This is a genomic window from Streptomyces sp. NPDC060031, from assembly GCF_042736805.1.
Classification (GTDB): Bacteria; Actinomycetota; Actinomycetes; order Streptomycetales; family Streptomycetaceae; genus Streptomyces.
Genome location: NZ_JBHWVM010000138.1, coordinates 1 through 14,798 on the forward strand (window position 1 = coordinate 1; position 14,798 = coordinate 14,798).

Genomic DNA, 14,798 nt, shown 5'->3' on the forward strand with positions numbered 1-14,798 from the left:
CCACTGGCTGCACTTCTACAATCACCACCGCGGACACACCGCGCTCGCAGGCAAACCACCCGCCAGCCGCGTCCCCAACCTCACAGGGCAATACACCTAGGCCGAGGGCGTTCGCACTGGCGCGCCGGACGCCATCCAGGTGGCAGATCGCTTTCATTTATGGCAAAACCTGTGTGAAGCGGTCGGTAAGGCCGTGAACTCCCACTACCACTGCCTCCGTGTCCAGAGCGAGCCGGCCGCACCTGAACCGGACCCAGTCCCGGAACCCGTGCCGGCGATTCTCCTCGCGCTGGAGGCTGTGCTGCCACCTCGCCCGGAACGGCGACTGGTCATCCGAACCCGCGAGCGTTTCGAGGCGGTGCAGAGCCGCTTGGCGGCTGGCATGTCACGGGCGGCGGTCGGCCGTGAGCTGAACCTGGACCAGCAGACGGTCCGCCGGTTCGCTGACGCCACCACGCTGGCGGAACTGCTGGTGAAGTGCGAGAACCGCGTGACGAAGCTTGATAGCTACCGCGAGCAGGTCCACGGGCTGTGGAACTCCGGCGTCACCAACGCCACGGTGATCACCGAGCGGATCAGGCCACTGGGGTTCAACGGCAGCGTGCAGATCGTGCGCCGCTACCTGCGCGAATACCGAGTCGCCGGAACCAGCCGCAGCCGTCCCGACCCAGTCCGAAGGCGGCCGGCTCCATCAGGCCCGGTGATTCCCAAGCCCCGGAAGATCAGCCGATGGATCCTCAGCCACCCCGACCACCTGGACGACGACGAGACCCTGGAGATCAAAGACCTCCTCACACGGTGCGAGCACCTGCACCGCCTGGACGCTCACGTGCGCTCCTTCGCCGCCATCATGACCGGCCGACGCGGCGCCGAAATCGCCGACTGGATCGAACGCGTCGAAGCCGACGACCTGCCCACACTCCACACCTTCGCCACCGGACTACGCCGCGACCTGGCCGCGGTCACCAACGGCCTGAGCCTGGAACACAACTCCGGTGCCGTGGAGGGAGCAGTCACACGAGCAAAAGCCCTCAAACGCCAGTGCTACGGGAGAGCCAACTTCGATCTCCTCAGGCTCCGAATACTCCTGACACCCTGACCCGTCACGTGATCATCGCCAGAGCCATTCTGGGCTCTGTCGCTGATCTTGTGACGCTGCGTCGTCCTGACGGCCCTGGTGGTGCTGGCCGAGGTGGTCGGATACCTCTCGCTGGACGGCGGGTTGATCGCCCTGCAGGCCATGCATCAGCCGCTCGCCTAAGGTCAGCGTGACCGGGCGAGGTCCAGCAGGTGGTGCATGACCGCCACCGGCAGTGCCGGATTGCCTGCGGCAGCGGCGGCATGTGCGGGCAGGGTGAGCCGCCGGAGCAGTTCGTCGGCGGGCAGCCTGGGGTCGCGCACCGCCCAGCCACCCACCTCAGGGTCGTCGGCCAGCCGCAGCACCAGCTCCGGCCCGGCCTCCGGGTCGTCCAACGCGGCGTGCCGCAGCCGCGGGTTGGGGTCGTCGGCGAACCGGGCCAACCCGGGCCGGGCGAAGTTGCGGTGGTTGCGGTACCCCGACCAGTACCGGTCCTGCACCGTGGCGTACAGCTCCACCAGCAGCTCGTGCGGCGCGTCCTCGCACGACTCGGCCAATGTGCGCCGCACCCACTCGTCCTCGTCTGCGGCCAGCAGGGCCACCACGCCCGGCGTCAGGTGCGGCTGAGCCGCGAGCACCCGCCGCAGCCCGACGTGCGCCGACCGCGCGATCCGGCGGGCCGCCTCCGGGTCGGTCGCCTGCCGTGCGATCCAGGGCGGCGGCGACCAGAAGTGCTGCCACACCGTGCAAGGGATGGCCGTGCGCTGTTCCTCCGTCAGCTCCTCCCGCATCGACACCGCGAGCCGGACGTCGTTCTCGGGATCCTCCGCCAGTCGCAGGGCCAGGACGGTCGGTACCTCGGGATCAGCGGCGGCCTTCATCCGCACCGCCGGATCCGGGTGCGTCACCCGCTGCTCCGCCGTCAGCACGGGCGGCGGCTCCTGCACCGCGACGGGCGGTTTCTCACTCTCGCCGACGATCCGCCGGATCTTCGGTTCCAGGTCCTGCGCCAGGATCTCCAGCACCCCGGCAGGGATACGGCGCTTGTACTCGAAGAGCATCACCGCGTACACGAACCGGACCCGTGGTTCCGGATCCCGCGCGAGCCGGGCCAGCACGTCGACGTCCGCCGTCGCGTTCTCCGTCACGTCCAGCCGGTGCTGGATCTGCGGCGAAGCCACCAGCAGCTCCGTCGCTGCGGCATCCAAGGTCCTGTACTTGAGCCAGAAGCTCGGCATCGGCAGCTCGTCGAACTCCAGCAGCCGGGCCAGCATCTCCACCGGCAGCACCTGATTGCCCGCCAGCCCCTGGAGCCAGCCGTTCACCACATCGCCATCCGCAGTTACCCGCTCCAGCGCCCCACCCAGTCCGTCCATCCCGCCATTCTCGCTGCCCCGACGCCGTGGGTTCGCCGCTGGCCGGCGCCACCAGGCCCGCCCAGCACGGGCGCACGCCCGGCCATGGAGGAGCACGGAAAGGGACGCTGGGGCCCGGTCGCGGCTGCCGTCGCGATTTCGTGATCGGCGATTGCGGGGCTGTGGGCTCGGGCGCTGATCTTGTGACTGGCCATCAGGTTCTGTGCAGGATCCGCTTGCGCAGAAGGTCGAAGTTGGCGCGGCCGTACCCGGCCCGCTTGATGAACTTCACTCGCGTGTTCTGTCCCTCGACCTGGCCAGAACTCCAGGGGCTGGAGAGTCCGGCGATGACGGCGTCCTGGTCGCGGCGAAGCCCGTTGACCAGGGAGTGCAGTGCGGGCAGGGGGTCCTGCTCGACCGCTCCATCCACTGGGGCAGCTGGTCGCCGCGCAGGTCGCGCATCATCTCGGCGAAGTCGCGGACGTGGTCGGTGACCGCGTCGAGTTCGGGGCAGCCGGCGCGGATCTCCTTGAGGGTGAGGGTGTCCTCGTCCGGGAGGTTGCCCGGATTGGTCATGATCCACCGGACGATGCGGCGGGGCCGCGGCGCGGGCCTGGGCGCCGCCGCGGGAGCCGAGGGCGTGAAGTTCCGCAGGTAGCGGCGGACGGCCCCTGCCGCCGTACAGATTCAGCGGGCTGATCGGCTCTCTCCTGGGCGCTGGCCTACGCCACTGGCCAGCAGGGATGTCGGATCGTCAGGTTCAGAGCCACGGGCATGACGTTCCGTTACCACCGGATGTGAGACAGAGCCAGATCGCTGACACGCCCCTCGGTTTGGGGATCTGCGGATGCCGCGTATCTGGCGCGCCGTTCGAAGGTGGTCGGCAGACTGCGGCTCACGCACGTCGTGATGAAAGACTCGCCCTGACCCGCTTCCCGCCGACGAGTTCGTTGAAGCTGGCCGTTGGCCTGCTCCTGCCGTCCACGACTCCGTCTTCATGGGTGTCTGCGGTACACGAGGCGGCCAGAATCCTCGCTGCGTCCTGACGCGCCCCAAACAGGAGCCCCCGGCGGGAGCGCCGGGGGCCATATCTGTTGGGATGTGTCGGATCAGAAGATGCCGGTGATGGTGGTGGCCCAGCCTCCTTGGCCCACGAGGAGGGGGGCGCGGTGGGTGTTGGTGCCGCCCGGGTAGAACAGGAGGCAGCCGGTGGGGCAGGTGGTGCTTGTGGGGGATCCTGTGCCGTCGTCGTATCCGACGGTGTTGTTGGGGTCCGCCGGTGTGGTCGCCCACAGGTCGCCCTGCGCGTCGCCCGTCTTGGGCTGGAACTCACTGAAGGGAATGAGGGTGCCGCCGTCGTTGACGTTCTTGCTGACGACGGTGCCTTGGGCGTTGCCGCCGGTGGTGATCAGGGGCCGGCTGTTGGGCGCCCAGCCACCGGTGCCGTAGACGGTGCGGCTGCCGAGGCTGTAGGTGCCGTTGGTGAGCTGGCCGGGGTAGAGGTAGAGGTTTCCGTCGGTCTTGTAGCGGGTCAGGACGTCCTTGACGCCGTCTCCGTTCTGGTCGCCGACGGCCAGGATGGTGTGGTCCTTCCAGGCACCTGTGGGGCCGATGATGTTGGTGTCGCTCTGAAGGTGGAAAGGCTCGGTCTGGTCGGCGCTGCCGTCGCTGACGGTCTGGCCGGAGTAGAGGCGTAGGCGGGCGCTGGTGCATGCGTCGTCTACGCACTCGAGAGTGAGCAGGTCATTGCCCTGGGCGAAGCCGGCGTCGGCACGCTGGTCCATGTCACCTGGGGTGATGATCTGCAGAATGCGCCCCCAGCCCTTGCTGCCGAGGTCAGAGGGCGGAGCGAGTTCCTGGCGGGTCGCGTACCAGACGTTGCCCAGTCCGTTGCCGGGGTAGAGGTAGAGGTGGTTGTTGTTGAGGCGGGCGAGTGTGTCCTCGTAGCCGTCGGGAGCGGCGCTGGGGCCGTTGAGGTTGGTGAAGTCGCCGCCGTGTGCGAGTAGTGCGTCGCCCCAGCCGCTGTATCCGATGGTCTGCGCCTTGACCTTGCCTGTGCCGTCACCGGTGTACAGGCGGAGCTTGTTGTCGGATTCGGTGGCGAGCATGTCGGTGTAGCCGTCGCCGTTGAGGTCGCCGAGGAGGTCCTTCGTCGCCCGCTTGGACAGGGGGGTTTGTCCGGTGGGGTAGACGAAAGAGGCGGGAGATGTCTTCAAGGCCGTGGTGTCGGCAGCGCCGTCGGTCGATGAGTGGTTGCCGGCCTTGTCGTAGGCGATGACGTAGAGGGTGCTCTGGGGCCGGCCTGTGGGGACTACCTCGATGACGGCCTCGGTGGCGCCGGCGGCGAGGGGCACCCAGGTGTTGGAGGAGCAGGGGCTGCCGGAGACGGAGATGGGGCGGTCGATGGCCCAGCAGAAGCCGGCGAGGTCGGTTGCCGGGTTCTTGAGTTTGACGCGCATTTTGGTGCGGGCCTGCTGGACGGCCAGGGCGCTGCCGTCCTCTTTGGTGACGGCGACGCGGGAGGTGGGTCCGGTCTTGTCGACCGTGAAGTTGCACTCTCCGGTGAAGGAGCCGTCGGGGCCTTCTCCGTCTCGGGCTCGCACCTTCCATTTGTAGCTGCCGGTGGGGAGGTTTTGGGCGAGTACGGTTGCTGTCGCCGTTCCGCCGCTGAACACGGTGGTGACGTTGGAGACGGGTACGGGTGCCCCTGCGGCGGTGGTAACGACGAAGTCGGGGACGACGGGGCCGCCGTCGTTGTCGCGCAGGGTGGCGGTGAGTGCCAGGCCGCTGTTGCCGATGAGGCCTCCACAGGGGACGGGCTTGTTGCCGTCGCCTGCGGGTGCCCAGTTGCCTTCGAAGGCTCCGTTGCCGATGACTTCGGGCTGGAAGTTGTAGTCGACGCTCAGGACGGGGTTGTTCCGCAGTCGTTTGAAGCTGTTGGGGTTGCCCAGGTAGGAGTTGGGGACGCGCAGACCGAAGACGAGAGGGTCCCAGCCCTTGCTGGCGCCTTCCTGAACGTAGGCGGTCAGTTCGGAAGAGTGGAAGTCAAAGCCCTCGATGCCGGGGCAGTGGGTGGTGTTGCCGTGCGCGAAGTTGCCTTCGGCGAGGTAGTGGCCCCAGTAGTTGTTACGGGTGCTCCAGGTGGGCGTGGCGCCGATGTCTTTTGCGCTCCACAGTTCCGTGGGGCCGGCTGCGGAGGCGTCGCACCCCCAGGAGTAGGTCTGTTCGACAGCGAACGTGGCGTTCAGAATGGTCGCGCCGCGCAGGCCGTTGGTGTTCATCGCGAAGAACGACTGGGTGTCGCCTGACCCGTTGTTGCCGACGCGCGGTTCGTCCGCCGGGTTGCTGGAGGTCCAGCCGGAGCCCCAGGGGTAGTCCGCGCCGGGGGTGGCTGAGTACACCACCGCCCACTTCTCGGTGTAGCCACCGGTGAAGATCGGGTCGATGACCAGCGGGAACTGTGTGGCGCTGGCCAGCAGTGCAGGGTCCGGTGTCAGGGTGAGCAGGTTCGCGTCCACATCCGCGCCGACCGGCGCCTGGCGCGCCGCCGCCGGTTCCGCGGTGTCGGCTGCTGCGGCGGCGCGCTGGGCAGGGGCACTCTTGGCTGCGGGTGCGGCCATGTTGGGTGATTCTGGCGCTGTTGGAGGCTGCTCCCACATTTTGGGGCGGGGCGCGCTGAAGATGATGTGGCCGCCTGCGTCCTTGGCCAGGAGGCGGTCACCGGCGTCGTCGTCGAGGGTGACGCCGTCGGTGGTGACTGCGAGTTTGATGGACTTCAGGGCCGGGTTTGCGGCGGCTTCGGGGGTGTTGACGATGAGGTGTTCGGCGAAGCCGTTGACTTCGGCGATCAGTTTGAGGTCGACGCCGGGCAGTACTTCCTTGTAGAGCGCGGTGTTCCCTCCCACCACCGGCTCGGGAAGTTTGCCGGGCCAGGTGAGGGCCAGCTTCTTGCCGTCCCGTTCCATCGCGACGAGAGCGTCCTGACCTCCCCTGGAGAAGGAGATGCCGAAGGCGGCTGTCGGGCCGATGGTGCCGTCTTCGTGTTCGGTGATGGTGGCGTCGGTCCTGCGCCATACGGAATCGTGCCGCGTCCATACGGGCAGCGTGAACTGTTTGTGCGTCAGGTTGCCGTTGGGGTTGGCGTAGGTCTCGGAGTACTCGGTGCGCTGGTCGATGATCTCGACGCGCTGCCCGGTGTCTCGAGCCAGGGCGAAGGCCTTCGCTGCGGAGGCGGAGCGCGGGGCGCCTGCGGCGCCTCCCCCCGAGGGCGTCTCCGCTGCCGTGGCGGAGGCGGGCTGGGTGAGGAGGCTTGCCGCGGAGAGCGGGAGGAGGAGCGCGAGAAGGGCAGTCAGAGTGCGGGTCGGTCCTGCGCCCGCTCTTCGGTGATTCATGGGGATTCTTCGTGGCTTTCTGCGTACGTGAGGGCTCGGGATCACCGCAGAGTATGCGATGGCGTTCGCATTGGCGTAGAGCTGCCTGACTTATCGTCAGTTTCTGACATGCTCACGGCATCCATAATGATCCACTTCGGCGTATCTGAAGGGGTTTTTGCTGGTCAGGCGACTGAAGATGGGGCTTGCGTCGAACGCTCGGGGGGTGTTGGCTGCGGTTTTATCTGTCTCTTATCGCCCTTGGGGGGTTTGCTGTGCGCAACAAGACGGGCTCAATGCCCGGATTGTTCAGAGTTGGTCGCGAGAGGCCAACATGGCCAAGTCGAACCGGAATTATTGGTGCGACATCGGTGGCCTTGACTGCTTCGCTCCTGACCGGGCCCGCTTGGGCCGGTCCTGTCTCGTTCAAGCCCCGCGACGTCCAGAAGACGGCCTCCGTCAAGGGCAAGGACCTCAAGGCGAATGCGCCCAAGGCCGCGGTGAAGGCGCCGGTGTGGAAGCCCGCCCCCGTCAGCTGGCCCGCCGCCGGCACGGCCGAGGTCGTCCTGCCCTCCGCTTCACCGGCGGCGAAAGCGAGCACGACCACGCTCGCGCAGGTCGGATCGCTGCCCGTACGCGTCGCACCGTCCAACCCGGCCGCAGGAGCCGGCTCCGGGGCTCCCGCCCAGGACGCCCAGCCCGGCCCCTCCAGGGTCCGGGTCACGGTCGCCGACCACAAGGCCACCCAGCGGACCGGCATCACCGGCCTGTTGCTGTCCGTACAGCGCTCCGACGGCTCCTCTGCAGCCGCGACCACGCAGGTCGAGGTCGACTACTCGAAGATCAAGGACGCCTACGGTGCCAACTGGGCTTCCTCGCTGCGGCTCAGCCTGCTGCCCGCCTGCGCGCTGACGACGCCTTCGAAGCCGGAGTGCCTCAAGGGCACACCGTTGCTCACACAGAACGATGCGAAGGCATCCACGCTGACAGCGTCCGTGGATCTACCGGCCTCCGGTGCGGCGTCCCCGCTCGTCAAGCCGGCGCCCGGCACGCTCGCGGCTCCCGCCGGCGGCGTGGCGGTCCTGTCGGCGGCAGCCTCCGCCGACGGCTCCGAGGGCTCGTTCGAGGCCACCTCTCTCGCACCCTCCGGTTCGTGGTCGGCGGGCGGCAACTCCGGCTCGTTCAGCTGGAACCTGCCCGTCGCGGTACCTCCGGCGCCGGGCGGCCTGACCCCGAAGGTGGCCCTGTCATACAGCTCGTCGTCTGTGGACGGACGTACCGGTTCGACGAACAACCAAGCCTCGTGGGTCGGTGAGGGGTGGGAGTACAACCCGGGCTTCATCGAGCGCCAGTACGCCGCATGTGAGAACGACAGAGAAGGAGGCGGCAACAACACGGCGAAGACCGGCGACCTGTGCTGGAAGTCGGAAAACGCGACGATGTCGCTGAACGGCTCCAGCTCCGAGCTGCTCTGGGACGCCGGCAAGGGCGTGTGGAAGCTTTCGAACGACGACGGATCCCGCGTCGAGCGGATCTACGACTCCCCCGGCAACAACTCCGGAGACAGCGACTCCGAGTACTGGCGGGTCACCACCACCGACGGCACGCAGTACTGGTTCGGCAAGAACCGCCTTCCCGGCTGGAGCACCGGCAAGGAAGAGACCGGCTCCGTCAACACCGTCCCCGTCTACGGCAACCACGCCGGTGAGCCAGGCCACGGAGCAGACTTCGCGTCCTCCAGTACGAACCAGGGCTGGCGCTGGAACCTTGACTACGTCGTCGACCCGCACAACAACGCCTTGGCCCTGTACTACTCGAAGTACACCGGCTACTACGCAAAGAACGGGAAGATCGACACACCCGTCGCCTACACCCGTGACAGCACCCTGAAGAAGATTTCCTACGGCCTACGCGCCGGCCAGGTGTACGCCCCGGCCCTCGCTCCAGCCCAGGTCAACTTCACCGTGTCCGACCGGTGCACCGCCGGCACCTGCACCTTCGACAAGGACCACGCCACCGACTGGCCGGACGTGCCGGTCCACCTGGACTGCAAAGCCGCCACGCAGTGCCTGCAGGGCTCGCCGACATTCTGGTCGACGAAGCGGCTGACCTCGATCGACACCCTCGCCCTGGCCGGTGGCACTCAAGTGCCCGTGGACACCTGGACCCTCGCCCAGTCCTACCCGCCCACCGGCGACACCACCAAGCCGGCTCTGTGGCTGGACTCGGTCCAGCACACGGCCAAGGCCGGCGCGCTCGCGGACATTCCCCTGCCGGCGACCGTCTTCACCGGCACTCCCATGGCCAACCGTGTCAACGCCTCCGAAGGCCGACCGCCGATCAACAAGTACCGCATCAACAAGATCACCAACGAGACCGGCGGCACCACGCTGGTCACCTACACCATCCAGAACTGCAGCCCCACGAACCTGCCCGCCGCCGACGACACCAACACACAGCGCTGCTACCCGTCATGGTGGACGCGTGACGGGGGTGTCGAAGAGGTCAAGGACTACTTCCACAAATACCTCGTGGGCAAAGTCGAGGAGACCGACACAACGGCCGGCACCGGCTCCCCGTCCAAGACGACGACATATCACTACCTCGGAGCCCCCAGCTGGCGGCGCGACGAGGGAGAGTTCACCCTCGACAAACAACGCACGTGGAACGACTTCCACGGCTACCGCACCGTCCGCACCCTGACCGGCCCCACCAACCGCCTCAAGAGCGAGAGCGACTACTACCTCGGCATGGCCGGCGACAAACTCGCCAACGGCAGCCCCCGCACGGTCGCCACCATCAACGGGGTCACCGACCGAAGCGACTTCGCGGGCAGGGTCGCGGAAACCCGCCTCTACGACGGCGAAGCCGGCCCCGTGGTGACCAAGACCACCCACACTCCGTGGGTATCGGGCGACAACGCCTCGCAGCCGGTCACGGGCATCACCGACCCCGGCAAGCCAGGGGTGTCCGGACCTGCACTGACATCCAAAGTGGCCCGGTACTCCGGGACCACTACCACCGTCGGCAGCAAGCTCTTGGCCAACGGCACCTGGCAGGCATCGACCTCCACCCGGACCTACGACAAGACCTACGGTCTGCTCCTGACCGAGGGCAACGACGGGGCCAACAGCACCGAGGCCACATGTTCGGTCACCCAATACGTGACACCGGACACCGCGAACTGGCTGATCGACTACCCGAGCCAGATCACCTCCACCACCGCCAAGCCGTGCACGAACGCGATCACGGCCCAAGCCGTGACCACCGCGGGCCGAACCTCGTACGACGGCCAGGCTCCTGGCGCGGCACCCAAGCCGGGTCAGGCTCTCCCCACCAAGGCCGAGAAGGCCTCCCGACTGGACGCGAACAATCAGCTCGTCTGGGAGATCACGGGACAGGCCACACACGACCAGTACGGCCGCGCCCTGACCTCCAAGGGGCAGGATGGGCAGACCAGCACCGTGGCCTACGTCCCGGCCGCCGATGCCCAGCCAACCAGCATCACGGCCACCGACCCCAAAGGCCACACTGCCACCACCACCTACGACGGCCTACGCGGCCTGGTGCTGACCACCACCGACGCGAACAACCGCACCACCACCTCCCAGTACGACGCGCTCGGACGCCTCGTCAAGGGCTGGGCAGCCGGGCGAACGACGACCCAACAGCCCAACGTCACCCTCGCCTACAACCTGTCCACCACCGCCCCCTCCACCGTCACCACCAAGAAACTCTACGAAGACGGCCTCTGGGGCACCTCGGTCACGCTGTACGACTCACTTCTGCGACCCCGCCAGACCCAGAGCGATGCCATCGGTATCACGGGACGCATCGTCGCCGACACCTACTACGACGAGTACGGGCGTGTTCGGCGGACCAACGCCCCCTACTACAACGACAAGCCGGCCGGCGCGACCATGTTCGTCGTCCCCGACAACCAGATCGACAGCGCCGTAGAAACCCACTACGACAACCGCGGCCGGGTAACCGACTCAGTCCTGCTGTCCCTGAACAATGAGAAGTGGCGGACCACCACCACCTACGGACCCGACTGGCAGGCTGTTGTCCCACCCCAGGGCGCGACCGCGACCCTGGCCGTCTCGGACGCTCGCGGGCGGGTCGTCGAGCGGCGCGACTACAAGGACCGCAGCCCCCTCATCGGGGCTGCCGCGTCCCAGTACGAGAAGCACACCTACGCCTACGATCGCGCGGGCCAGCTCGCGAAGGTGTCCGACACCTCCGGGCGCAACTCGTGGACCTTCGGCTACGACTTGCGGGGACGTCAGACCGAGAGCGACGACCCGGACAAGGGCAAGAGCACCACCGCCTACGGCACCGACGGCCGGCCACAAAGCAGCACCGACGCTCGAGGCATCACGCTCGCCACCACGTATGACGAGCTCGGCCGCCCGACCAGCCTGAAGAAGGACACCACCACCGGGACCAAGCTCGCCGAGTGGACCTACGACACCGCCACCGGCGGCAAGGGCCTGCCCGCCACCGCCACCCGATACGACGGCGCAGCCGCCTACACCAGCGTCGTCACCGGCTACGACACCAGTGGCAATCCGACCGGAACCAAGGTCACCATCCCCACGGTCGCAGGCGAGGAGAAGCTCGCCGGCACCTACACCGTGGCCGGTACCGCAACCCCCGTGAGCGGCCTACCCGCCACCACCACCTACAGCACCACCAACAACAACGCCACCACCGCACTACCCGCCGAGACCATCACCAACAAGTACGGCACGCAGGACATGCCGGGGATCACCGACGGCACCCTGTCCCAGGTCTACCTGCGCGGCGCCACCTTTACGCCCTTCGGTGAACTCGCCCAAGCGCAGCTCGGCAACCTGGGAACGCTGGTCACCAACACGGTCACCTACGACAAGCTGACCCGGCGGGTGCTCACCTCGACCACCGACCGGGACGCCACCGGGCCGATGACCCTGTCGGACACCACCTACACCTACGACCCCGCAGGCAACATCACCCGGATCACCGACAAGCAGGACGACGCCGCGGTCAAGGACGACCAGTGCTTCACCTACGACTGGGCCCAGCGCATGACCGAGGCCTGGACCTCCGGGGATGACTGCGCCACCAAGCCCGCCAACGGCGCCGGCACCCCCAACCTCGGCACTGTCGACCCGTACTGGACCAGCTGGACCTTCACCGACACCGGCCAGCGTGCGACGGAGAAGCAGCACAAGGCCGGACCCATCACCGCGGACACCACCCGCACCCACACCTATCCCACCGGGACCACCCCCGGCCACGAGCTCCTGCAGGTGACCGCCACCGGCGGTACCACCGGAACCGACACCTTCGCCTACGACACCGCGGGAAACCTCACCACCAAGGACACCGCGACCGCAGCCGCGCAAACCCTGACGTGGAACGACGAAGGAAAGATCGCCACCTCAACGCTCTCCGGCGCCACCACCTCGTTCCTCTACGACACCGCGGGCACCCGGATCCTCAAGCGTGAACCGGCAACGACCACCCTCTACCTCCCCGGCGGCCAGGAACTCATCCTGACCAAGGCCACCAACACCGTCACCGGCAACCGCTACTACAGCGTCCCCGGCGGCACGGCCATCCGCTCCAGCAGTGACGGCCGCGTCCGCTTCCTCATCGCCGACCACCACGGCACCAACACCCTCTCCATCAGCGCCACCACCCTCACCTACAACCGCCGCAAATCCCTCCCCTACGGCGGTGAGCGCGGCGCACCCCCCGCCTTCTGGCCCGGCCAGAAGGGATTCGTCGGCGGCGACACCGACACCACCACCGGCCTCACCCACATCGGCGCCCGCGAATACGACCCCACCACCGGGCAGTTCATCAGCGTCGACCCCCTCCTGAGCCTCGACCTCCCGCAATCCCTCAACGGCTACAACTACGCCAACAACAGCCCCATCACCTCATCCGACCCCACCGGCATGCGCGAAATGTGCGGCGCCTCCGGAAACTCCTGCTACGAACAGGACTACAACAACGACGGCAGCGAAAACTTCGACAGCGACCGCAGCACCGGCAACGGAACAAACCAATGCAGCAACGACCCCGAATGCGGCCACGGCCGCGGCCGCGGCAGTAACAGCGCGGGCGCCGTGTCGACGGCAGTCAGGCAGCACGAATCGGCACATACAAGTGCCGCTCGCGCACACATGAACGACAAGCAATACGCCACCTGGCTCGCCCAATACCAAAAAAACCTGAACGGCTACATCAAACAAGGCCACGGCGACTACACCGAAAACGACATCGACTCAGCCGCAATAAATGCATGCATCGGACCCGGCGCAGTCTACTGCCCACAAATACTCAAGAACTACCTTTGGGATGTCGAGTACTGGCATAGCGGCGGAACCGGAGCCCTTCCCGAAATAGGATCAGGCCTCGGCGGGGCAATCAAAGCACTCGGGACAGAAGGAAAAGGACCGGGAAGCGGTTCACGAGGATCTGAATCCGGAACCAACGCGGCAACATCCCAGTGCTTCCTGGCTGGAACCCTCGTACTGATGGCCAATGGCACAACAAAGAAAATCGAAGACATCGCAGTCGGAGAAGAAGTCCTCGCTACCGATCCAGAGTCAGGCAAGACAGGACCCCGACGAATATCCAACCTCGTTAGGTCCGAAGGCGAAAAGCCCCTCAATGAACTTTCTGTCGAGACACCCGCTGGGGTAGAAAAACTCACCGCGACTCGCGAGCATCCATTCTGGTCACCCTCAGTCAACGCATGGGTGGAGGCAGGAAGCCTCACGCCCGGTTCCACGCTCCTGACCGACCAGGGCAAGATCGTCGCCGTAACCGCCAACAAGGCCTATGAGGCGCACACGCGGACCTACAACCTCACCGTCGAGGACCTCCACACGTACTATGTCCTTGCGGGGACGACTCCGATTCTGGTCCACAACAGCGGTCATACGCCAGGTGAAGGCATGGTCACTGTGGGCCGCTGGATGTCATCGGCGGAGCACGAGGCAATGGTAAGGACAGGAAAGGTGCAGCGTGGCGGTGGCGGTTTCGCCTACGTCGTATACCCGGCAAGTAGGGATGCATATATTTCCGCGCGCCCAGGATCCGTCTACGTTGAATTCGACGTTCCGAAATCGACGCTCATTCCGGGCGGCCGACCGGGGGATTTCAAGATGTCGGATTCTGACACCATTTTCGGTCGACTGGCCGAAAAGAAGGGGAATCCTGTACCCGAGCTGCCGAAGGCGGATAACATAACGCTAGGAGGATGGGGATGCCCCTAGGGAGCAACCTGATGGAGGCAGTCCAGGAGTGGATTGCCACAGAAACCCAGAGAACAGAGAAACTGGCAACTATTTCCGAGATCGAAGCGCCTCTCGACGGACACAATCCAGGATCTATGAGCTGGATTCTCGACGGCAGCGACTTCATGGCCCAAGTAACACTATGGGAGAGCGGTGAATTTGAGAAGGATTTCACCAGTGTGACTACGGGTCGCGTCCAAACAACTAGCGGTCGAATAGGGTCCGCTAGCGAGCTAGAATCGCTTCTTTCGTCTGTTCGCGATTGGGCTCTGCAGGATTCCTGAGCCTCCGGCACGAGATGTGTGCCTACAAACGCGTGGAGCCCCGTCAGACGATTTCCGGCGGGGCTTCACGCGCTGAGTGGGCGTACGGTCGGCAGCAGGGGCGTTTCAAAGTCGCGGTGCTTATGTAGACCGGCTGGTCAGGGGATGTTCAGCAGGTCCAGTGGTCGGTTGAAGGGGTCGTAGGAGACGTGGCGGAGGCCCAGGGCTGATTCATAGTCCTGGCTGCTTGGAGAATCGGCAGGTCACAGGCATGTGACGGACCTTCACTCCACCAGTTCCGTACGCAACGAAGCTCCGATGATCAAGGGGACCTCCAAGTCGCCCGATCACCGGAGCCCCGATGTGCCGTCAGTCTGCCACCGTCTGTCTGGTCAAGTCGCCCTCGAGTGAACACCGTGAACTTCCCGGCATGGCGG

Annotated in this window: 5 protein-coding genes and 1 pseudogene; 3 read left to right on the forward strand and 3 right to left on the reverse strand. The window is 66.3% G+C overall.

Annotated features, from left to right (window positions below):
* Positions 1–100 (forward strand): annotated as a pseudogene (locus ACFWB8_RS34900) (IS481 family transposase); the annotation flags it as partial.
* A gap of 168 nt (positions 101–268) precedes the next feature.
* Positions 269–1,099, forward strand: coding sequence for a transposase (locus ACFWB8_RS34905; RefSeq protein ID WP_385236627.1), 831 nt, complete (start codon positions 269–271; stop codon positions 1,097–1,099).
* A 164-nt stretch (positions 1,100–1,263) separates the two neighbouring features.
* Here the strand turns inward: ACFWB8_RS34905 and ACFWB8_RS34910 are convergent, their stop codons facing one another.
* The 3 genes from ACFWB8_RS34910 to ACFWB8_RS34920 all read right to left on the reverse strand — a co-directional run bounded on the left by ACFWB8_RS34910 (position 1,264) and on the right by ACFWB8_RS34920 (position 6,824).
* Positions 1,264–2,454: a hypothetical protein gene (locus ACFWB8_RS34910; RefSeq protein WP_385236630.1), complete on the reverse strand. Its 1,191-nt coding sequence runs from the start codon at positions 2,452–2,454 to the stop codon at positions 1,264–1,266.
* Between the two features lie 193 nt (positions 2,455–2,647).
* Positions 2,648–3,016 (reverse strand): transposase, encoded by a 369-nt coding sequence (locus ACFWB8_RS34915; protein WP_385236633.1) that lies wholly within the window; start codon positions 3,014–3,016, stop codon positions 2,648–2,650.
* 526 nt (positions 3,017–3,542) lie between these two features.
* Complete coding sequence (locus ACFWB8_RS34920) at positions 3,543–6,824, reverse strand: FG-GAP repeat domain-containing protein (protein ID WP_385236636.1); 3,282 nt, start codon at positions 6,822–6,824, stop codon at positions 3,543–3,545.
* Positions 6,825–7,078: 254 nt separating this feature from the next.
* Between ACFWB8_RS34920 and ACFWB8_RS34925 the strand changes: the two genes are divergently transcribed.
* A complete protein-coding gene (locus ACFWB8_RS34925) occupies positions 7,079–14,077 on the forward strand; it encodes a polymorphic toxin-type HINT domain-containing protein (protein WP_385236639.1) in 6,999 nt (2,332 codons plus the stop codon).
* Positions 14,078–14,798: the final 721 nt, after the last annotated feature.

Coding starts and splice junctions, on each gene's coding strand:
- ACFWB8_RS34910 (WP_385236630.1), bottom strand. CDS start 2,454: ATGGACGGACTGGGTGGGGCGCTGGAGCGGGTAACTGCGGATGGCGAT.
- ACFWB8_RS34920 (WP_385236636.1), bottom strand. CDS start 6,824: ATGAATCACCGAAGAGCGGGCGCAGGACCGACCCGCACTCTGACTGCC.